Below are 22,108 nucleotides of genomic sequence, written 5' to 3' on the forward strand. Positions count from 1 at the left end.
TGATTACATACCAATCACCACGCAATCTGCGACACTCTTTGCTTTACTCTGAGCTTGCATTGCTGCATCTCGATTGGCAAAATTTCCAATTCGCACTCTATTCCATTCACCGTTTACTTGTACTTGTGCATTTAAACCTGTCATTGCCAATCTTCCCTGTAAATTTTCAGCCTGGGCTCTATTCTTAAAAGCACCACACTGTAAACCAAACTTCTTATTGCTATTTTCATTCTCTGTAGTTTTAACCGACTCAACAGTTTTAATAGATTCCACTTTCTTCGCTGTATCTAATTTAGCTTGTTTAGCTTTTTTTTCAGCTTCAGTGCTAAGAGTGTCAATTTTTACGGTTTCCACTTTTTTGACTTGCTCTGTTTTAGCCGGTGATGATTGCTGAACCACCGTACTTTTTGATAAATTATCAACCTTAGTAGATTCTTGAGCTGCTTGTTGTTCAGCTAATTTACGAGCTTCCTCTGCTGCTTTTTGATCTTTCTCCATTTGGATTAAGACTTGACGTTGTTCTTCTGTTAAACGCATATTTTTTTCTACACTTGATGGCTTATCATCAACAGGCACTGTACGCGTTTCTAATGCTTTAATATAACTCCAAACTTCTTCAGGACGATTAGGTAAAATACTTTTAGGCTGCGTTTTTTCTGTTTGAGGAATAATTTCTTTCACTACTTTTTCCTCTGTTTTATTTTTCAGGAAATAAAGCCCAATACCAAATACAAAGACAACTGCAATCATCATCCCAATTAAAATATTCTTATTTTTTCCTTTTTTCTTATTTACGCCACGACGCGCAACAAAATCTCGATGAGCCACGATAAATCCCTAAACTTTGAGTAATTTTTTTTAATCATTTTATGAAACTCGACGATTTTACTGAAAAATTCACTTTTTTTCTAGGATAAAAATCAGATAAAAAAATACCGCACTTTTAAAGAGTGCGGTATTTTTCCTATACATTGCTGAAAGAATTATTTCTCTTCTTTCTTAAATCCTGATTCGACATCTTTCATATCGGGTAACTTATGTGCAATACCTTTATGACAATCGATACAAGTTTTACCATTTTCTTCAGCGAACTTATGCATCTTCGCCGCTACGCCTTTTTGTTGAGAACGATCCATACGATCCATTTTATGGCAGTTACGACATTCTTGAGAATCATTCGCCTTCATACGTGCCCACTCATTTTCGGCCATATGTAAACGACGTTCATTGAATTTCTCAATAGTATCCACTTTACCAGTATAAAATGCATAAACTTCTTTTGCTGCAACAATTTTACGTAATATTTTTGGACCAAACTCATGTGGAACATGACAATCTGGACAGCTCGCGCCTACACCTGTACGTGTTTGAAAATGGGTACTATGCAAATATTCAGGATAAACATCATTTGTATGACAGCTTGAACAGAATTTTTCTGTATTGGTTTCAGCTAGACCATAATTAAAGCCTACCCAAGCCAAAATTCCTGCAATAAATGCAAGTGAAATGATTGTTCCCACTGCAATTCGGCTTGGTGTTCTGAACCAATGCCAAAAAGATTTAATTAAATTTGTTAATTTTTTCATTTTTGCTCACCTTAATGATGTTGGTTCAAATATTTATCTGAAGAATGACCAAATTCTTTGAGCGTTTCCTCAAATTTTTCTTTATATTCAGGCGTTTTAGTCACTTGTGGTAACGGTTGATCTGCTTTTCTATCATAACCTGGCGTAGAGCGATATGTTTGTTCAACAATCGGTTTTGCATCAGTTTGTGGAACATGACATTGTAAACAGAAATAACGACGTGCAGAGACTGTATCGCCTAAATGCCCTTCACGATCATAAAAGTGAGTTTTACTTGGTACAGTAGCGCCAACAAGTTGAGCTACATCAGCATTATGGCATTCTAAACAACGGTTTGTGTTTTTACTCACTTGCATCCCTTTAATACTGTGTGGTACTACAGGAGGTGCAAAAAGCATATCACGAGGTTGGATACCTGTATCTTTTAGGTTATTTTTAAACTCAGGTTGAATCGCTTCATGTGCATTTTCAACACCTGATTTCACCACTTCTACATTAGTATTCGGATAAACTTCAGCATGAAGCATGGCTGAACATCCCAATAATGCCATAATCATGGCCATCATCTTTTTCATTTTTCACTCCATTTGTGAATTTATTTTCACAAAATTGGCATAAGCCGTTAAAAAATACGATAAAGTGCGGCCATATTTCTATTATTTTACTATGACCGCATACGTTTTACGCTTTTACTACTTTAACTGCACATTTTTTATAGTCAGTTTCTTTTGAAATTGGGTCTGCCGCATCTAAGGTTAAGCGGTTAACTTGCTGACCCGCATCAAAGAACATAGTGAAAACTAAACCGCGAGGTGGCTTATTACGTCCACGTGTATCTAAATAAGATACCATCTCACCACGACGAGTAATCAATTTAATTTTATCGCCATGACGCATTCCACGTGCCTCAGCATCTAGCGGATGCATATATACAACATTGTTTGGGAATGAACGGTGAATTTCTGGTACACGACGTGTCATAGTACCTGTATGCCAATGTTCTAAAACACGGCCAGTACATAACCACATATCGTATTCTTCATCTGGTGATTCTGCAGGTGCCTCATAAGGTGCGGCAAAAATAACCGCTCTTTTATCTTTTTGACCATAGAAATCTACTTCACGGTCTTTAGAAGCAAAGAAGTCATAGCCCTTACGATAACGCCAACGTGTTTCAACACCATTTACGACAGGCCAACGTAATCCACGAACTTCTTCACTTTGATACATATCATATGGTGCTAAATCGTGTCCGTGACCGCGCCCAAACTCAGCATATTCTTCAAATAAACCTTTTTGTAAATAGAAGCCAAAATGCTCAGCATCATCATTTAAATGATCTGTTGGTTTTTCAAATTTATTCACGTTGCCATTTAAATAAAGCACTTCATATAACGTTTTACCTTTAAATTGCGGATTAGCGTCAAGCAATTCTTTTGGCCAGACTTCATCAGTTTTAAAATATTTAGAAAACTCAAGAACTTGCCATAAATCAGATTTTGCCTCACCAGGTGCTTTTACCTGCTGTTTCCATGCTTGGGTACGACGCTCAGCGTTACCAAAAGCCCCTTCTTTTTCCACCCACATTGCAGTTGGTAAAATTAAGTCAGCCGCTACTGCACTTGCTGTTGGATAAGGATCCGATACAACAATAAAGTTTTGTGGATCTCGCCAAGCTGGCATACGTTCCTGATTACTATTTGGACCCGACTGCATATGGTTATTACACATTTGCCAGTAAACATTGATTTTGCCATCTTTCATGGCACGGTCAATTTCATTAATTGACAAGCCAACTTGCGTTTGCACCGCACCAGCTGGCAACTTCCAAATACTTTCTGCTTTTGCCACATGTTGTGGGTTGGTAACAAGCATATCTGCAGGTAAACGGTGTGGGAATGTTCCAACTTCACGAGCAGTACCACAAGCAGATGGTTGACCAGTCAAAGAGAATGGATGGTTACCTGGTTTAGAAATCTTGCCTGTTAATAAATGTAAACTATGTAACATTTGGTTTAACCACACACCACGAGTATGCTGGTTAACACCCATTGTCCAGAATGAAGTAACATTTGTTTTTGGATCAGCATATGCTTGTGCAAGTGCTTCTAATTGATTTTTAGGAACCCCTGTTAGTTTATGGGTATACTCAAGATCATACTCTGATACAAACTTCTTATATTCATCAAAGGTAAAATCAAGCATTTTACCTGCACCTTTCCCCGCATTTTTCGCAGCTTTTTCTAAAGCATGATCGGGTCTAAGTGCATAACCAATATCTGTTGTAGCCTTTTTAAATTTAGTATTTTCTGCAACAAATTTCTCATCTACACCACCATTTTGGATGATATAGTTTGAAATATAGTTAGCAATAGCTAGGTCTGTTTGAGGAATGAATACAATGCCATAATCTGCTAATTCAAATGAACGATGCTCAAACGTTGAAAGAACAAAAATTTTCAGATCTGGGTGGTTTAATTTGCGATCGGCAATACGTGACCATAAAATTGGGTGCATTTCAGCCATATTAGAGCCCCAAAGCACCATAACATCCGCATTCTCGATGTCATCATAACATCCCATCGGTTCATCAACACCAAAGGTACGAATAAAGCCAGTTGCGGCAGATGCCATACATTGACGCGCATTTGGATCAATATTGTTTGAACGTAAACCAGCTTTATAGAATTTAGATTTTGCGTAGCCTTCAATAACTGTAGTTTGACCAGAGCAGTAATGTGCAACAGAACTTGGACCTTTCTTACGAATTGCTTCTTTCGTTTTATCCGCAAATACAGTAAATGCAGTTTCCCAACTTACTGGCGTAAACTCACCATTTTTATCATATTTACCATCTTTCATTCGAAGCAATGGCTGGGTTAAACGATCCTTACCATACATAATTTTAGATAAGAACAACCCTTTAATACAATTCAATCCACGGTTTACTTCAGCATCTGGATCGGCATAAGTAGCAACAACACGGCCATCTTGTGTACCAACCATTACACTACAACCTGTACCACAGAAACGGCAAGGTGCTTTTTCCCAATGAATATCTTTATTGATATTTTCTTCCGCTGCAACATTTTTGATTGGAATACTAATACCAGCAGCAACTGCTGCCGCTGCAGCAGCATTTGCCTTCATAAAGTCACGACGACTTATGCTCATAGTGTTTCCCCCACTATTATTAACACTAAAAAATAAAAAACTAATTATCTTCTACTTGATGATAAACTAACGAAACCGTAATAACACCATCAATATCTCTAGCCAATTCCATACGATTAGCTAATTCTTTCTGACTATTTGCTTGCATTACTGCAACAATTTTACCATTTTCCTCATTGACTGCATGAATTTCAGTATCAGGTAATTTGGAAAGCTCACTTTGAATTATACCAAGTTTTGACACCATACATTGCACAACAATGCCACAAACCTGCCATTTCTCAACTGTATCTGTTTTTATTAAATCGTTAATTTTCATTTTCATTATTGTGAGATGGATAAAACAAAGTTATCGCATCAACAGGACAACGTTGAATGCAAGCGCCACAACCGTTACAAGCATCCACATCTAATACAGGCTTGGCTATTCCACCTGCTTGCCAACGAAATTTAATTGCGTTCTTTGGGCAATTATCTTGACAACTACGACAAGCTATATTTTTTTCCGCTAAACAATCTTTACCAATCTCAATTTTATGGTTCCAAGGTTGCTCAGAACAAGAACGGAAAATTGGTTGTTTACATATATCTACACATTTTCCACAAAAAGTACATTCCCCCTTATCGAAACACACTTCAGGGAATCCACCATCACCTTTTACTAAAATATTGGTTTCACAGACAGAAAGACAATCGCCACAACGAGTACATTGCTCTACAAAAATATAATTTTCGACAGCCCAAGGGGGGCGAACTCCATCAAAGCCTTGTTTCTGCTCAGTTTTCGTATGCAGAGATGTTAAAAATTTACCTCGTAAAAATTGTCTGCGGGGCAAGTTTTCAACAGTCATCCAGGCGCCTTCTATAAATCCGTCAGTACTTTTGGGGTGATGATTATGAAGTTCCTAACCAGGAATAGGAACCACCCAAAATAGGTAGTTATTTACTTTTTTTGAACTTTCTTTGTGATAGATCAAATTTAAATCGTAATAAAAAATAACTCGACATAGTTGTTTTTTACCACGATATTTTAACAAAACTACTCTGCTTTTGCTGGATATTCCCACCAAATATCAAACAATTCACTTACTTCAATTTGTTGCAAACCATTTGTTTCTAACCATTTTTTCACAGTTTCACGGTGGCTTTCATCACATTTACCAATTTTTTCTAGGCAAACTAAACCTTCCCAATGTAAATACCCGCTACCTTCATAAGCTAGACCATTTGGTTGAATCACTTCGTTAATAAAACGATCAACGATTTCATCTACAGTTTCAATCGCAGTACCTTCTGCAAATTGGAAATTTACAAGAAAACCAAGTTCTTGGAATTCAGCAAGGTGAAGTTTTTTGCGTTGACGTTGATTGTAAGATTTAGACATGGTATTTCTCCTATTAAGGTCGTATTCAAATCAGTATTCTATATTAAATTCGTGAATTTGGCATCGGATTTCCCCGACTTCAATCTTCACCCAAAAGTTAATTTGCCCAAAATAAGCTTATTTCTTCACAAAGTATAAATCCCAAACACCGTGGCCAAGTCTGTGTCCTCTGGCTTCAAATTTAGTTAAAGGTCTAAAATCTGGTCTTGGAATATAATCGCCATTTTTCGAGGTGTTCACTAAATCAATGTTTGCGCTTAATACTTCTAGCATTTGCTCTGCATAATTTTCCCAATCTGTCGCCATATGGATAAAACCATTTTCACCTAATTTTTGTACCACTTGTGCCACAAAGTGCGGTTGAACAATACGACGTTTATGATGTTTTGCTTTATGCCAAGGATCGGGGAAAAATAACTGTAAACCGCCAAGTGCACCATCTGCAATACTGTCTCGTAAAATTTCCGTTGCATCATGACAAATCACGCGTAAATTCGTTACGCCTTTTTCCACTGCATAAGCAATACAAGCGCCAACGCCGGGAGTATGAACTTCAATACCAAGATAATTCTTGTCAGGATTAGCAAAAGCCATATCCACGAGCGATTTTCCCATTCCGAAGCCAATTTCTAATACAACTGGATTATCGTTACCATAAATCTTCGCAAAATCAAAAGGTTCCGTTTGATAGTCTAAACCAAGTATTCCCCAGTTATCATTCATCATGTTTTTCTGAAATTCGCTCAAACGACCTGTGCGGAGCACAAAACTACGGACTTTGCGTTTATAGTGGCCATCTTCGGTAAATTCTGCGGTTTCAACGGTTTTACGTTTTTGATCAGCAAAAGTTTGTGTCATAAAAATCTTGTTCGTGAAAAAAATTGGCGGCGATTATACACGTTTTTCTCGTATAATAGGGCAAATTTTTTCCCAAGGTTGATTATGAAAATTGTCCGAGTGGCACTGGCTGTGCCGCTTCCTCGTTTATTTGATTATCTCGTCCCCGATGATGTTTTATTACAAATCGGGATGCGCGTTCTTGTGCCTTTTGGCACGCAAAAACGCGTCGCCATTGTAGCTGATTTCCCGACAAAATCAGATGTACCTGAGGATAAACTCAAAGCCATTCTTCAACCATTAGATTTAGCACCGCTCTTCACCCCAATTTATTGGGATTGGCTTCATTGGGCAGCAAATTATTATCAAGCAGGATTAGGCGATGTGTTATTTCAAGCCTTGCCTGTGAAATTGCGTAACGGCGAAAGTGCGGTGAAAAATGACCGCACTTTTTGGCGAATTACAGATGCGGGGAAAAATGCGCTTGAACAAGGCCTGTTAAAACGCTCGAAAAAGCAAGTTGAAGCCCTACAATGCTTATCTGAAACTGATCTTGAAAAAGGCAATAATGAGTTTTCCTCTGCGATTTGGTCAGTCTTAAAAGCCAAAGGGTTTATTGAGGAAATTACTATCCAAACAAAGCCCCTAAGCTGGCAACAAAGCTTAGGCGATAACCCAATTGTCAATGCTGAAAATCGTTTAACCTTAAATAAGCAGCAAGCCTTAGCCTTCAGTCAATTGCTCTTTCATTCTGGTTTCAATGTATGGCTGCTCGATGGGGTAACTGGTTCAGGCAAAACAGAAATTTATCTGCAGTATATTGAAGAAATTTTAAAATCGGATAAGCAAGTATTAGTGCTTGTGCCCGAAATTGGGCTAACACCACAAACGGTGCACCGTTTCAAAGCGCGTTTCAATGTAGAAATTGATGTTCTTCATTCTAATTTAACCGATACGCAACGGCTTTATGTATGGGATCGCGCCCGCTCTGGACAAAGTGCCATTGTGATTGGTACGAGATCGGCATTGTTCACACAATTTTCTAATCTTGGTGCAATTATTTTGGACGAAGAACACGACGCGTCTTACAAACAGCAAGACAGTTGGCGTTATCACGCGCGAGACTTGGCGATTGTACTGGCTCAAAAACTAAATATTGCGGTATTAATGGGTTCCGCCACGCCAAGTTTAGAAAGTATTAATAATGTACAAAACGGCAAATACCAACATTTAGTGTTATCAAAAAGAGCGGGGAATTCTACCGCACTTCGTCATTTCGTTATTGATTTGAAAAATCAAAACATACAAAACGGGCTTTCAAAACCCTTATTGGAGCGAATGAAAGCTCACCTAGAAAAAGGCAATCAAGTTCTGCTTTTCTTAAATCGTCGTGGCTTTGCGCCCGTATTGCTTTGCCATGAATGTGGTTGGATTGCACAATGCCCTCATTGTGAAAAACCTTATACCTATCATCAGCATCAAAATGTATTGCGTTGTCATCATTGTGGTGCACAGAAAACTATTCCTCGACAATGTGGTGATTGCGGTTCGACTCATTTAGTCACCACAGGTCTCGGCACGGAACAATTAGAAGAAACCTTGAAAACGCTATTTCCTCATTATTCTGTAGCGCGAATCGACCGCGATAGCACTTCGCGTAAAGGAAAATTGGAAGGTTATTTAGAAGATATTCAACAAGGCAAAAGTCAAATTTTGATTGGCACACAAATGCTGGCAAAAGGACATCATTTTCCGAATGTTACCCTCGTTGCCTTAGTGAATGTAGATAGTGCATTATTTTCACTAGATTTTCGTGCAGAAGAACGTTTAGCTCAACTTTATGTTCAAGTTGCTGGACGTGCTGGTCGTGCCGATAAACAAGGCGAAGTGGTACTACAAACACATTATCCTGATCATCCTTTGCTCACTACGTTATTAGCGAATGGCTACCAAGCTTTTGCAAAAGAAACCTTACAATTACGCCATTCAATGGGATTGCCACCTTTCACTTTTCAGGCGTTATTCAAAGCACAGGCTAGACATTCTGAGCTTGCAGAAAATTGCTTAAACCAGATTGCAGATTTTTTTCAATCGAAACAAATTGCGGGATTACAAATGCTTGGCCCAATGCCTGCACCGTTCAGCAAAAAAGCAGGGCAATATCGTTGGCAGTTATTATTGCAGCATCCATCAAGAATGACATTGCAAAAAGCATTAAGAGAATATCAACAAGCCGAACTTGAAAAAAACAGCCAAGTGCGATTAATTTTGGATGTTGATCCACAAGACTTATCATAAAAAATGCGGTGAAAATTCACCGCACTTTCTCTATAAAATCTATTTGAAATCTTCGACATCACCCAATAGACAAGCATATTTCGCCGTATTTGGACTGGACTCCAAGGCAATTTTTAATGCCATCGTCAAAGGAACTGACAGTAGCATTCCCACTGTTCCAAGTAACCATCCCCAAAACAATAATGAAAGGAATACTACTAAGGTTGAAAGCCCTAATCGTTGTCCCATCATTTTAGGCTCAATAATGTTACCTACAACCATATTGATCACAATAACACCGATTGCGACGCCAAAGCCAATTCCAAAACCGTTCAGTAATAAGGCTTGAACAATAATCGGAATAGCCGCGATGATAGAACCAATATTGGGAATATAATTCAGCAAGAAACTCAAAGTTGCCCACAAAATGGCATATTGAACCCCACAGGCTTCCAATAAAATAAAAATACCAATGCCAGTAAGCAAGCTGGTGATACTTTTAATGCCGAGATAACCAATTACGCCTTGTAAAACGCGATCAATATGGCGTTCTTCTTTGGCTGCATCATGAGGAGTGGAACTAATCACCATAGCAAATTTATGTTTCATCGTTGGTGCTTCCGCAAGCATAAAAATCACGACCAGCACTAAAACAAACACATTACTCACCACACCAGAGAAATTCAGCAATACTCGGCTCACAAAATTCATAATGATGCTTGGGTCAAAATTTTCTTGGATGGTTTCACGCGAAAGCGTGAAAGGCAGATTGAAACGTTGCAACAATCCTGTTAGATCACTCACACGTTGTGAAAGTAAAACTTTATATTGTGGAATAGATTGGGTAAATTCTCTTGCAGTGCTGTTAATCAGCCCGACTAAAAAGAAAAACACCAAAGAAATCAAGAAGAAAAGCAAAGTTATGGCTAACCAATGAGGAATTCGGCGTTGTGTCATCGCCTTAATCATCGGTGAACAAATGATCGCGATAAATAGCGATAGCAAGAATGGCACCACAATTTCTGCCGCCAATTTTACGCCAGCTAAGATAATAATTACCGCAGCAATGCCAAGCAAAGTGCGGTGTAAATTTAAATTATTTTGCACTAAATCGCATCCTCATTTTCTTCGCCCGTGCGAATGCGGATCGCTCGCTCAACGTTATAAACAAAAATTTTGCCGTCACCGATTTTGCCTGTTTGTGCCGTTTCAATAATAGCTTCAATACATTGATCCACAAGCTCATCAGGAACCACTACTTCCAATTTCACTTTCGGCAGAAAATCCACCATATATTCCGCACCACGATAAAGTTCCGTATGACCTTTTTGGCGACCAAATCCGCGTACTTCCGTGATTGTCATACCTGAAATACCAATATCTGAAAGACTTTCGCGCACATCGTCTAATTTAAACGGTTTGATCATTGCTTCGATTTTTTTCATACTATTTCTCCAGATTTTCACGTCTTGCGGATTTAGGCCGGAAACTTTCGATGATTTCAGGCTTGGTATCAATATATAAGCCGTTAATCAATTGCAAACAATAAGGCACCGCGCTGAAAATGCCTTTTACAAGCACATTTCCCTCTTTATCTTTCACGCCTTCCAAGGTTTCTTTAATCGCTTTAGGCTGTCCCGGAAGATTTAAAATCAGGCTTTCCTTACGAATCACACCTACTTGGCGGGATAAAATTGCGGTAGGCACAAAATGCAAACTCACTTGACGCATTTGTTCGCCAAAACCCGGCATTTCTCGATCTGCTACCGCAAGGGTAGCATCAGGCGTTACATCGCGTTTTGCAGGCCCTGTCCCACCAGTTGTCAGCACTAAATGGCAACCTTGTTCATCCACCAGATCTTTTAATGTTTGTTCAATAACTGGCTGTTCATCGGGGATTAATCTTGTTTCCAAATGGAAAGGATCAACAAGAGCTTGTTCTAACCAAGCCTGTAATTCTGGGATGCCTTGATCTTGATACACGCCTGCTGATGCGCGATCAGAAACAGACACCAGACCAATTTTTAAAAGTGCGGTCATATTTTTCCTTATTTTAAGTGTATATATCTATTTATCAGTAAATTTAGTTTCCAATACCTTTTTAACAGGTGTAAAACTACGACGATGTTGCGGTAACACGCCAAGTTCAGCTAATTTTTCTAAATGTAATTTGGTTGGATAGCCTTTATGCTGGGCGAAAGCGTATTCTGGATATTGCTTGTCTAATTCTTCCATTTCTTGGTCTCGTGCCACTTTCGCCAAAATAGAGGCTGCACTGATTTCCGCCACAAGGCTATCGCCTTTTACGACGGCTTGCGCTGGAATATCTAAATCTTTTGGGATCTTATTGCCATCAACCAACACAAAGTGCGGTTGAATTTTTAAAGATTTTACTGCTCGAGTCATTGCTAATAAGGAGGCTTGCAGGATATTTATCTCGTCAATTTCGTTAGCTTCAGCTCGACCTAATGCCCAAGCAAGAGCTTTTTCTTTGATTTCTTCAGCAAGGGCTAAACGTTTTTTCTCAGAAAGTTTTTTAGAATCAGCGAGGCCTTCAATTGGCTTATTCGGATCTAAAATAACGGCTGCCGTGACAACAGCCCCAACTAGAGGGCCTCGCCCAACTTCATCAACGCCAGCGATCAATTCATAGCCTTGTGGATATTCAAACATTTTCTGTTCCTTCTAATAAATCAATGACTGCTTGAGCCGCTTGCTTATCGGCATTGCATTGAATTTTTTGGTGTAAATCTATGAAGTGCTGAATTAAAACATGGCGATTTTTTACTGCACTTTCATCATCAGAAAAATAAGCAGATAGTTTTTCAGCGAGCAATTCTGGCGTGCATTCTTCTTGAATCATTTCAGGAACGAGCATTTCATTCGCAAGCAAGTTTGGTAAAGAAATATAATCAGTTTTTACTAAACGTTTTGCTAAGAAATAGGTCAGTGGTTTCATTCTATAGCCAACCACCATAGGGGATTTACAAAGCATTGCTTCAAGCGCTGCTGTTCCTGAAGCAAGAAGTGTTGCATCAGCTACGATCATTGCTTGTCGTGCATTGCCATCAATTAAATGCAGGTCTAGGTTTGGCGCAATTTTAGCTTTAATAGCTTCAAATTGAATTCGTCGTTTTTCGTTCACCAAAGGGACTAGGAATTGTAAATCAGGAAATTGTTCTTTTAACAATAAAGCGGTTTTCAAGAAAGGCTCAGTCAAAAACTCCACTTCTGAACCACGACTTCCAACTAAGATAGCTAAATAGCGCTTTGCGGGATCAAGCTGTAGCATTTGGCAAGCTTCGACACGGTTTGGTTTGAGAGGAATAGCATCTGCCATTGTGTGTCCAATAAAACGGCAAGGCACATTAAATTTATCGTAAAAGGCTTTCTCAAAAGGCAAAAAGGCAAGAACTTGATGAGTCGCTTTGGCAATTTTGTGAATGCGATTTTGACGCCATGCCCATACAGAGGGGCTCACGTAATGAATAGTTTTAATTCCGTTGGCTTTTAGTTTAAGTTCTACATCCAAATTAAAATCAGGCGCATCAATGCCGATGTAAACATCAGGTTTTTCTTGCAACATGGTTTGAATGACATTTTTGCGAATTTTCAACAGACGAGGAAGATGTTTCAGAATTTCAGCCAAGCCCATTACTGAAAGTTCTTCCATATCGACGAACGTTTCACAGCCTTCAGCCAACATTCTTGGGCCAGCAATGCCAATAAAGCGAGCATTAGGATAATGAGCTTTGAGCTGGCGAATTAAACCAGCACCGAGAATATCACCAGATACTTCTCCTGCAACAAGAGCAATGGTTGGATTTGTTTTGTTCATCAAATTTATCCTAAAAAATAACCGCACCTTGGTGTGCAAAGTGCGGTTGAAAACAGAGATACTTTATTAACGAATAATACCGCGAGTTGAACGTTTGAAAAATTCAACAAAGAAACTAATTGCTGAATCGGTTTCCGCAATTTGCTCAATTTCTGGCAATACTTCTTCGAGCGTTTTGCCGCTACGATAGATCATCTTATAAACGTTACGGATTGCGTGCATGGTTGGTTTATCAAAACCACGACGTTTTAAACCTTCTAAGTTTACGCCAAATGGACGGGCGTGGTTGCCTTGTGCCATAACGTAAGGAGGTACATCTTGGCTTACCATAGAACCGCCGCCTAACATGACGTGTGCGCCAACGATCACAAATTGGTGAATTGCTGACATGCCACCAACAATGACGAAATCATCTAATTCTACGTGACCTGCAAGCGTTGCATTGTTTGCTAAAATACAGTTGTTTTTAATTTGGCAATCGTGTGCAACGTGAACATTCACCATTAATAAATTGTTATTGCCAATAGAGGTTACGCCACCGCCTTGGATGGTTCCACGATGGATTGTCACATGTTCACGAATTCGGTTGCCATTACCAATAATAGTTTTGGTTGCTTCGCCGTTATATTTTAAATCTTGGTTCACCTCACCAATGCTAGCGAATTGATAGATTTCGTTATCTTCGCCAATAACCGTATCACCACGTACGACAACGTGAGATTTCAATACAGTGCGAGCTTTAATTTCAACGGTGCCTTCAACAATACAGAAAGGCCCAATAACAACACCTTCACCAATAACTGCGCCTTCTTCAACTAAGGCTGTAGGATGGATTTTTGCATTTGGGTGGATCATATTTACCCCCTTAATTAACGACGAGCGCACATTAGTTTTGCTTCACAAGCAATTTCACCGTTTACGGTTGCAACACCAGTAAATGCAGTGATGCCACGGCGTTCTTTAATCACTTGAACGTTTAATTCCATTTGATCTCCAGGTAACACTGGGCGTTTAAAGCGCGCTTCATCAATACCTGCGAAATAGAATAGTTCACCGCCTTTTAATTCGTGAGTTTTAAAGGCTAAAATGCCCATTGCTTGTGCCAAAGCTTCTAAAATTAAAACGCCCGGTAAAATAGGTTCGCCAGGGAAGTGACCTGTGAAACAAGGCTCATTGACGCTGATATTTTTAATCGCTTTTAACCATTCGCCTTCTTTAAAATCCAATACGCGATCCACTAATAAAAATGGATAGCGATGTGGTAATAAAGTCATAATTTCTTTTGATTCGATCACTCTTGGTTGTTGTTCTGACACGTTGACACCTTACAAAAAATAAACAAATAAAATCACTCGGATTATACGATATTTACGGCTAAAAATAAAACGCACCATAAAAGTTGGTGCGCTCTACAATAAATTAATTAATCTTCTTTTCTAACGCTTTCACACGTTTATTTATTTCATCAATTCCCAAAGTTAATGCCGCAGTTTTACGCCATGCTTTGTTCGTTTGCAATGGAATACCAGATGAATAGACGCCAGGCTCAGTAATTGGACGCATCACCATTCCCATACCTGTAATAGTTACCTTATCGCAGATTTCCATATGACCATTGATTACACTCGCACCACCAATTAAGCAATACCGCCCAACTGTTAAGCTTCCAGCCATAATGACCCCTCCCGCAACCGCGGTGCCGGTACCAATATGTACGTTATGGGCAATTTGACAAAGATTATCAATAATAACATTATCCTCAATAACAGTTGCATCTAAAGCACCACGATCAATACAAGTGCAAGCACCTATTTCAACATTATTACCAATAATTACCTGACCAACTTGTGGAATTTTAATCCAACGTCCACGATCATTTGCATAACCAAAACCATCGCTACCAATCACTGCACCCGATTGAATTAAACAATTTATACCAATTTCTACATCATGATAGATACTTACATTTGCCCAAAGCTGTGTATTCGCACCGATTTTTGTATTTTTACCCACAAAGCAATTTGCACCAATAATAACGTTATCGCCAAGAACAACGCCATCTTCAATAACAGTATTTGCACCGATGGAGACATTCTCTCCCAAAGATGCATGACCAGAGACTACCGCGCTAGGTGCAATACCTTGAGCTGCTTTAGGTGTAGTATCCATATATTGGGCTAAAATGGCATAGGCAACATAAGGATCTTTTACGATTAATAAATTGCTTTCAGGTGAACAAAACTCTACATCTGCTTCGGATACAACCAAGATACCAGCCTTAGAATCTTTTAATAAAGAACGGAACTTTGCATTAGAAATAAAGGTAAGCTGATGACATTGAGCCTTATCAAGAGGAGCGATATTTTCTACAACGACATCGGCGTTACCGCGAACGGTAGCGCCGATTTGAGTTGCCAATTCTTGTAAAGAATAGGTTTTTAACATGATTAATAAAGCCTATTATTTTTTCTCTTCTGTTTTTTGTGTTGCAGGAATTGTTTTTAACACAGCATCACTAATGTCTTTACCCTCTACTGCAAATACGACTGAATTTGCATCAAGCACATAGCTATAACCATTTGCTTTTGCATAATTATTTGTTGCAGTTTGAATACTATCTAGCAATTTACCACGCTCTTCAGCTTGACGTTTTTCATTTTGAGCTTGAAATTCAGCCACTTTTTTATCTTGTTCTTGCATCAATTTTTGTAATGAAGCGTCTTCAGAAGAAGCGAGTTTATTAATTTCATCTTGACGTTTTTGAATATCAGCTTTACTTAAACGTGCCGCATCTTTTTCTAATGCAGCTGCTTTTGCTTCTACTTTTTTACGTGCTGCAACAATTTTATCATCAATTTCTTTTTTGCTTGCAGCTAATTTATCAGCAACAGGTTTAAATTCTGCATCTAATTTATCTGCAACAGCTTGACGATCTGGATGGTTTTGGAAAACATAACCTGCATTAATGAAAGCAATTTTTTCCTCAGCAGCAGCGTAGCCAGAAGCAAGTGCAATACCTAATGCAAGTGCGGTTACTTTTACAACATTTTTCATTTTATAAATTTCCTTAAACAATGAGTTATTAATACTTTCTACACTAAAATAAATTTAGCATAGAACGTTTTCTTTGAATGATGATACAACAAAAAGTTCAATTTATTAAAATGAACCACCAATACTAAATTGGAATTGTTCTACATCATCATATTCATATTTCTTAATCGGTTTTGCGTAAGAGAAAACCAACGGTCCAATTGGTGATTGCCATTGGAAACCTACACCAGCAGATGCTCGAATACGACTAGGTGAACTATAATCTGGCAAATTAGCAAATTTAGCCTTATCCTCAGCTTTCCATTTAGTGTTCCACACACTTGCTGCATCTACAAACAAAGATGTTCTCACCGAGTTTTGTCCCTTGTCTCCAACAAATGGCGTTGGCACAATTAATTCAGCACTTGCTGTTGTAATCGCATTACCACCAACAACATCAGTGCTTGGAACCCATTCTGGATGACGTCCTGAAGCATCATTTCGATAGTAGATAGCATTAGGCCCTATTGCGCCATAAGCAAAGCCACGCAATGAACCAATACCACCTGCGGTATAAGTTTGATAAAACGGTAAACGTTTATTACCAAACCCATTCGCATAACCCGCTGATGCTTTTGCAGAAATGACCCAACGATGATCTCGATCGAGTGGATAGAATCCTTGGATATCTGCACTTAATTTATAATATTTGTTATCAGAACCAGGTACCGTAACACGACCGCCAAGCGTTGCTTTTACCCCTTCTGTAGGGAAATAACCTCTATTCAGACTGTTATAGTTCCACCCAAATGAAAAATCAAAATCATCTGTTTTAATAGAATTCCCGTTAAAATTCATTGATGATAGATACAAATCACGATTATATTCTCTCGCAAAATTACTAATCTTATTATAGGTGTAGCCTAAACCCATATAATATGAATTATTTTCGTTAACAGGGAAGCCTAAAGTAAGGTTTCCACCATAGGTAGTACGTTTATAAGTAGATGAAGTCTCACTTTTTGAATTATCATAATTTTCAAAGAATACGTTACCACCAAGGCTTACACCATCCTTAGTAAAATAAGGCTCTGTATAACCAAGATTAAGGCTTGTGCCGTAATCATTTTTGGTTCCACCAAGGCTTACTGCCGCACCAGTACCCAAAAAGTTATCTTGTTTAACACTTGCCTGATAACTAATACCACTTTCTGTACCATAACCAATACCAAAATTGATACTACCTGTTTGACGTTCTTTTACTTTATAAATAACATTGACTTCATCAGAACTGTTTTGAACTGGGATAATTTTACTTTCTACAGTTTCAAAAAAGCCCGTACGATCTAAACGAACTTTTCCTAATTCAACAAGTTGGGAATTATACCAAGTACCTTCTTGTTGTCTCATTTCCTGGCGCAATGTGCTATCCGCGGAAACAGTATTACCTTCAAAACGAACCTCTCTAACCGTTAAACGACGACCTGCATCAACTACAAAGGTGATGGCTAACGTTTTATTTTCTTCATCAAAATCAGGTACTGAATTAACCGTTGCGCTGCCATAGCCTCGCTCTCCTAATTTTGCTTTGATAGCATTCTCTACATCAACAATATCGCTACGACGATAAGTATCATTTAAATGCAATTTTGAAAGTAAAGGCTCAAGTTCTGTTGCCATACCGCCAACATTACCGACAATACGGGCTCCACGTAAATCATATTTCTGCCCTTCATTTATATCAATAGAAACAGTAACACGTTTTTTTTCATCATTTAGCTGAACATCTTGCTTGGTAATGTGCGCTTTTGCATAACCGTTATTATGGTAATACTCTTCAATTGCTTGCAAATCTTTACCAAATTGCTCACCTTCAAATTTATTGCCCCACAATTTCCACCAAGCATCCGGCTGTAATTCCATTTGTTCTTGAAGTGTGCTACTACTTACTGATTCATTTCCATTAAAAGTTACCGAATCTAATTTTGCAGTATCATCTTCATCAATTTGAACAATAACTTCTGCACGGTTATTCGGTAATGTATTCACTATCGCTTCAACTTTTGCGTTATAACGCCCTTTGGCTTCATAACCATCTCTTTTAACGGCTTTAACAAACTCATTTAATATTGTTCTATTAAGTACCGCGCCAGTTGCTATACCACTCTGGGTTAAATTCTGTTTAATTACATCAGCTGGAATTGCAGAACTTCCTTTAACTTGAACATCCGCAATAATCGGTTTTGCAACCACACTGACAACTAACGCATCCCCGTCTTGACGAGCTTTAACATCATCGAACTGTCCACTAACGAATAACGAGCGAACAATATTAGCAACATTTTGATCTGTTACACGCTGTCCTGCTCGCACAGGCAAACTTGCAAGAATAGACTGCTCTAGGTCACCTTGCGCACCTTCAATACGAATTTCTTTAGCAACGAAAGGCGCAGCCAATGCGCTTACCGTTGTACCGAATAATAAACTTGCTATGAGAAGTTTTTTCATCGACTGTATCCTATATAAAAATTATAGACGTAAAAAATCATTAAATAACGCAAACGCTGTTAATATTAGCAACAACGCCGCACCAATTCGATAACAGACATTTTGTACCTGTTCTGAAATGGGTTTTCCTTTTATTGCTTCAACTGCAAGAAAAACCAAATGGCCACCATCTAACACAGGCAACGGAAATAGATTCATAATACCCAAATTAACACTGACTAATGCCATAAAACTCAAAAAATAAATGAATCCAATACTTGATGATGTTCCCGCACCTTTAGCAATAGAGATTGGCCCACTTAAATTATTTAATGACAAATCACCGCTAATCAGTTTTCCTAATACTTTTAATGTTAAAAAAGAAAGCTGAGTTGTTTTTTCAATACCTTTTTGAACTGATTCAAGAATACCATATTTTAACTCTGTGCGGTACTCATCACCTAATTTTATAAAAGTAGGACTCACGCCTACAAACCATTTTCCACTCTGATTACGCACTGGACTGATAATTTTGTCAAGCGTTTCCCCATTACGTTCAACTTTAATAGAAAAAGATTCGCCTTGTTCGACCTGTTTTATAAAATCTTGCCAAGTAAGTGCGGTTAAATTTTCTTTTAAAATTTTATCACCGATTTGTAAACCAGCTTTCTCAGCTGGAGAATCTTGAACAACTTTAGAAAGCACCATTTCCACTTTAGGACGCATAGGCATAATGCCTAATGCCTCAAACGAACTTTCTTTTTCAGGATCAAAAGTCCAATTTGTAAGATTTAAAGTTCGTTGTTGTTCAATATTGGAACCAAAAGAAGAAAGGGTAATCTCAACATTAGGCTCCCCCATTTTTGTGGCAAGTAGCATATTGATGGTTTCCCAATCTTGAGTTTTTTCGCCATCAACCGCTAGAATTTGTGTATTAGGTTCAATGTGCGCTTGTGCAGCGATTGAACTTGGCGTTATCGATTTAATTACAGGTTTAACACTTGGCATTCCATAAAGGTAGATGACCCAATAGGCAAAAATCGCGAAAATAAAATTCGCCAAAGGGCCTGCAATAATCACAAATACGCGTTGTAATACGCTTTTACTGTCAAATGCTTGTGGCTTTTGTTCAACTGGAACCTCTTCATTGCGTCCATCAAGCATTTTTACATAGCCGCCTAAAGGAATCATTGAAACCGCAAATTCTGTACCATGCTTATCGATACGTTTCCAAATTACCTTACCAAAGCCAATTGAAAAACGATGGACTTTTATACCGCACTTTCTAGCAGCCCAAAAGTGACCATATTCGTGAACGGATACTAATACCGCAATAGCAATGATAAAAGAACCTAGCGACCACAAAAATGACATTCAGAATCCTTATAACACAAAGAAATAGAAGTAGCTGAAAAAAGGTACCGCGGCAGTCAAGCTATCAATACGATCTAATACACCACCATGACCAGGAATCAATTGGCTGCTGTCTTTCACACCAGACTCACGTTTAAACATGCTTTCAGTTAAATCGCCCAATACTGAAATTGCAACTGTTGCAACGGAAAGGATAACGAATCCAGTGATATTTCGCTCACCAACTAAAGCATCGCCAGAGAAATGAATAAATACAAAAGCAAGCACTAACGCTGTAATTAAGCCACCAACAACACCTTCCCAGCTTTTACCCGGTGAAACTTTAGGCGCAAGTTTACGTTTACCAAATGCGCGTCCGCTAAAATAAGCGCCTGAATCAGCTGCCCAAACAAGCACAAACACGTAAAGTAATAAAAATAAGCCGTGATAAGGATCATGGGTATAGTGTTCTAAACGTAAACGTAATACCCCCGCGATAAATGGGATTAAAGTAGAAAAGGCAAATAAAAGCTGTAAAAGAGGATTTTTAGACCAAAATTTAGCTGATTTAGGATAACTCACCACAAGTAATAAAGCTAAAATCCACCAACCAACAGCGTTCATTAATAAAAGCTGAAGATGCTGTTCAAACACGCGACCGGCATCTAAATAGTTGCCCTCAGTGTAGAGCCATAAAAAAATAAAGGCGCCTAAAAAAGCAGCAACACAAAAACGTGCTAAAGGCTGTTTAAGGCGAGCAAACTGAGTCCATTCCCAAACGCCTAAAGTCGCTACTGCCCCTAAAGCGAGAGCAAAATAAAAAGGCGTGAATAAAAATAGCGCACATAGCACCGCTGCGATTAACACAATGGCTGATAAAACTCGTTGTTTAAGCATAATTTATTCCATTTATTGAATTATTCTGTCCCACCAAAACGGCGATGACGTTGTTGATAACAGGCGATAGCGCGGTTAAATTCCGCCTCATCAAAATCTGGCCACAGCACATCGGAAAAATAAAGTTCCGCATATGCAATTTGCCATAATAAAAAATTACTAATTCGTTGTTCACCACTCGTACGAATCAATAGATCAACTGGTGGTTCATCTCGTGTAACCAAATGACGCTGAAAAGCAATTTCATCAATCTCGTCAACGCTCATTTCATTATTTTTTACTTTTTCTGCAAGTTGTTTTGCTGCTTGGACAATATCCCAACAACCGCCGTAATTTGCAGCGATATTGAGCGTAAGTGCGGTATTTTTTTCTGTTAAATTTTCCGCTTTTGCAATTTTTTCTTGCAAAGATTCACTAAAACGAGATACATCACCAATAATTTTCAAGCGAATATTATTTTTATGTAATTTTTTCACTTCGCGATCTAAAGCTTGCATAAAAAGCGTCATTAACGCGCTGACTTCTTGCTCTGGTCGATTCCAATTTTCGCTACTAAAGGCATAAAGTGTAAGAAAATTTACTCCAGTTTGGCGAGCATAACTTACCGCACGGCGAACTGCAGATACGCCATTGGTATGGCCAAAAATACGCATTTTATTTTTTTGTTTTGCCCACCGCCCATTACCATCCATAATAATGGCAACGTGTTTTGGAATATTGTTTTGATCGAGTTCTATCATTATTTTTATTATAAAAAGATCCCTATAAATTCGGCTGTGAACTATATCATAAGTTGTATTTGCTTGCTATGGATTAGCGAGCCCTAATTCACACTTTATTTTTTACATAATTCATTTTTATAATAAAGAAAAATAAACAAAACGAAGAATTTATGTCTGCGATTGAACAAAATAAAGACGGCATTAGATTAAGAATATTCTTACAGCCAAAAGCCAGTAAAGATCATATTGCTGGCATTCACGATGATGAATTAAAAATTACCATTACTGCACCACCTGTTGATGGTCAAGCAAATGCGCATTTATTGAAATTTTTAAGTAAATCCTTCAAGGTACCCAAAAGCAGTATTATTTTAGAAAAAGGGGAAGTGAGCCGACACAAACAAGTTTGGATTCCTGACCCTAAATTAATTCCAAAAGAAATTCAAAATCTATTGTAAAAACAAAGAAAAAAATCACCGCACTTTGGACTCCCACCCTATCAATTTATGCGGTTTTACGG

Annotated in this window: 23 protein-coding genes; 2 read left to right on the top strand and 21 right to left on the bottom strand. The window is 38.4% G+C overall.

Annotated features, from left to right (window positions below; genetic code table 11):
* Positions 1-3: 3 nt before the first annotated feature.
* From ftsN to trmB, 8 genes are all read right to left on the bottom strand, one after another.
* On the bottom strand, positions 4-828 hold the full coding sequence (gene ftsN / locus KP713_RS05330; protein WP_215770044.1) for a cell division protein FtsN: 825 nt from the start codon (positions 826-828) through the stop codon (positions 4-6).
* A gap of 155 nt (positions 829-983) precedes the next feature.
* Positions 984-1,586 carry a NapC/NirT family cytochrome c gene (locus KP713_RS05335; RefSeq protein ID WP_048952794.1) on the bottom strand — a complete coding sequence of 201 codons (603 nt, stop codon included), beginning with the start codon at positions 1,584-1,586 and terminating at the stop codon, positions 984-986.
* An 11-nt stretch (positions 1,587-1,597) separates the two neighbouring features.
* On the bottom strand, positions 1,598-2,161 hold the full coding sequence (locus KP713_RS05340) for a nitrate reductase cytochrome c-type subunit (protein WP_048952793.1): 564 nt from the start codon (positions 2,159-2,161) through the stop codon (positions 1,598-1,600).
* A gap of 106 nt (positions 2,162-2,267) precedes the next feature.
* Positions 2,268-4,760 carry a nitrate reductase catalytic subunit NapA gene (gene napA, locus KP713_RS05345; RefSeq protein WP_048952792.1) on the bottom strand — a complete coding sequence of 831 codons (2,493 nt, stop codon included), beginning with the start codon at positions 4,758-4,760 and terminating at the stop codon, positions 2,268-2,270.
* 40 nt (positions 4,761-4,800) lie between these two features.
* Positions 4,801-5,079, bottom strand: a complete 279-nt coding sequence (locus KP713_RS05350) for a chaperone NapD (protein WP_048952871.1) — start codon at positions 5,077-5,079, stop codon at positions 4,801-4,803.
* On the bottom strand, positions 5,069-5,611 hold the full coding sequence (gene napF, locus KP713_RS05355) for a ferredoxin-type protein NapF (protein ID WP_140537683.1): 543 nt from the start codon (positions 5,609-5,611) through the stop codon (positions 5,069-5,071). The genes KP713_RS05350 and napF overlap by 11 nt, the downstream gene beginning before the upstream one ends.
* Before the next feature lie 188 nt (positions 5,612-5,799).
* Positions 5,800-6,144 carry a YggL family protein gene (locus KP713_RS05360; protein WP_005632159.1) on the bottom strand — a complete coding sequence of 115 codons (345 nt, stop codon included), beginning with the start codon at positions 6,142-6,144 and terminating at the stop codon, positions 5,800-5,802.
* Positions 6,145-6,261: 117 nt separating this feature from the next.
* Complete coding sequence (gene trmB / locus KP713_RS05365; RefSeq protein ID WP_215770045.1) at positions 6,262-7,002, bottom strand: tRNA (guanosine(46)-N7)-methyltransferase TrmB; 741 nt, start codon at positions 7,000-7,002, stop codon at positions 6,262-6,264.
* Positions 7,003-7,086: 84 nt separating this feature from the next.
* Between trmB and priA the strand changes: the two genes are divergently transcribed.
* The gene (gene priA / locus KP713_RS05370) at positions 7,087-9,279 is read left to right on the top strand and encodes a primosomal protein N' (protein WP_215770046.1); all 2,193 of its coding nucleotides are present in this window, start codon (positions 7,087-7,089) and stop codon (positions 9,277-9,279) included.
* Between the two features lie 39 nt (positions 9,280-9,318).
* On the opposite strand, the gene KP713_RS05375 is transcribed toward priA, so the two are convergent.
* The 13 genes from KP713_RS05375 to uppS all read right to left on the bottom strand — a co-directional run bounded on the left by KP713_RS05375 (position 9,319) and on the right by uppS (position 21,606).
* On the bottom strand, positions 9,319-10,365 hold the full coding sequence (locus KP713_RS05375; protein ID WP_215770047.1) for an AI-2E family transporter: 1,047 nt from the start codon (positions 10,363-10,365) through the stop codon (positions 9,319-9,321).
* A complete protein-coding gene (gene glnB / locus KP713_RS05380; RefSeq protein ID WP_005627040.1) occupies positions 10,365-10,703 on the bottom strand; it encodes a nitrogen regulatory protein P-II in 339 nt (112 codons plus the stop codon). Before glnB ends, KP713_RS05375 begins: the two co-directional genes overlap by 1 nt.
* Position 10,704: 1 nt before the next feature.
* On the bottom strand, positions 10,705-11,298 hold the full coding sequence (mog, locus tag KP713_RS05385) for a molybdopterin adenylyltransferase (RefSeq protein WP_048952787.1): 594 nt from the start codon (positions 11,296-11,298) through the stop codon (positions 10,705-10,707).
* 27 nt (positions 11,299-11,325) lie between these two features.
* A complete protein-coding gene (gene rnhB, locus KP713_RS05390) occupies positions 11,326-11,931 on the bottom strand; it encodes a ribonuclease HII (protein ID WP_065265397.1) in 606 nt (201 codons plus the stop codon).
* Positions 11,924-13,096 carry a lipid-A-disaccharide synthase gene (gene lpxB, locus KP713_RS05395; protein WP_215770048.1) on the bottom strand — a complete coding sequence of 391 codons (1,173 nt, stop codon included), beginning with the start codon at positions 13,094-13,096 and terminating at the stop codon, positions 11,924-11,926. Before lpxB ends, rnhB begins: the two co-directional genes overlap by 8 nt.
* Before the next feature lie 66 nt (positions 13,097-13,162).
* The gene (lpxA, locus tag KP713_RS05400) at positions 13,163-13,951 is read right to left on the bottom strand and encodes an acyl-ACP--UDP-N-acetylglucosamine O-acyltransferase (RefSeq protein ID WP_005642748.1); all 789 of its coding nucleotides are present in this window, start codon (positions 13,949-13,951) and stop codon (positions 13,163-13,165) included.
* 14 nt (positions 13,952-13,965) lie between these two features.
* Entirely contained in the window at positions 13,966-14,370 is a 405-nt protein-coding gene (fabZ, locus tag KP713_RS05405; protein WP_044233196.1) for a 3-hydroxyacyl-ACP dehydratase FabZ, read from the bottom strand.
* A gap of 145 nt (positions 14,371-14,515) precedes the next feature.
* On the bottom strand, positions 14,516-15,541 hold the full coding sequence (gene lpxD, locus KP713_RS05410) for a UDP-3-O-(3-hydroxymyristoyl)glucosamine N-acyltransferase (protein ID WP_111407644.1): 1,026 nt from the start codon (positions 15,539-15,541) through the stop codon (positions 14,516-14,518).
* A gap of 15 nt (positions 15,542-15,556) precedes the next feature.
* On the bottom strand, positions 15,557-16,150 hold the full coding sequence (locus tag KP713_RS05415; RefSeq protein ID WP_111407645.1) for an OmpH/Skp family outer membrane protein: 594 nt from the start codon (positions 16,148-16,150) through the stop codon (positions 15,557-15,559).
* Positions 16,151-16,255: 105 nt separating this feature from the next.
* A complete protein-coding gene (bamA, locus tag KP713_RS05420) occupies positions 16,256-18,637 on the bottom strand; it encodes an outer membrane protein assembly factor BamA (protein WP_048952782.1) in 2,382 nt (793 codons plus the stop codon).
* Positions 18,638-18,658: 21 nt separating this feature from the next.
* Entirely contained in the window at positions 18,659-19,990 is a 1,332-nt protein-coding gene (gene rseP / locus KP713_RS05425) for a sigma E protease regulator RseP (protein WP_215770049.1), read from the bottom strand.
* Positions 19,991-19,999: 9 nt separating this feature from the next.
* Entirely contained in the window at positions 20,000-20,866 is an 867-nt protein-coding gene (locus tag KP713_RS05430; protein ID WP_005634242.1) for a phosphatidate cytidylyltransferase, read from the bottom strand.
* 20 nt (positions 20,867-20,886) lie between these two features.
* Positions 20,887-21,606: a polyprenyl diphosphate synthase gene (uppS, locus tag KP713_RS05435; RefSeq protein WP_215770050.1), complete on the bottom strand. Its 720-nt coding sequence runs from the start codon at positions 21,604-21,606 to the stop codon at positions 20,887-20,889.
* A 152-nt stretch (positions 21,607-21,758) separates the two neighbouring features.
* Between uppS and yggU the strand changes: the two genes are divergently transcribed.
* Positions 21,759-22,046, top strand: a complete 288-nt coding sequence (gene yggU, locus KP713_RS05440; RefSeq protein WP_215770051.1) for a DUF167 family protein YggU — start codon at positions 21,759-21,761, stop codon at positions 22,044-22,046.
* Positions 22,047-22,108 lie beyond the last annotated feature (62 nt).

The sequence above is a fragment of the Haemophilus sp. SZY H36 genome, assembly GCF_018829625.1.
Lineage (GTDB): Bacteria > Pseudomonadota > Gammaproteobacteria > Enterobacterales > Pasteurellaceae > Haemophilus > Haemophilus haemolyticus_K.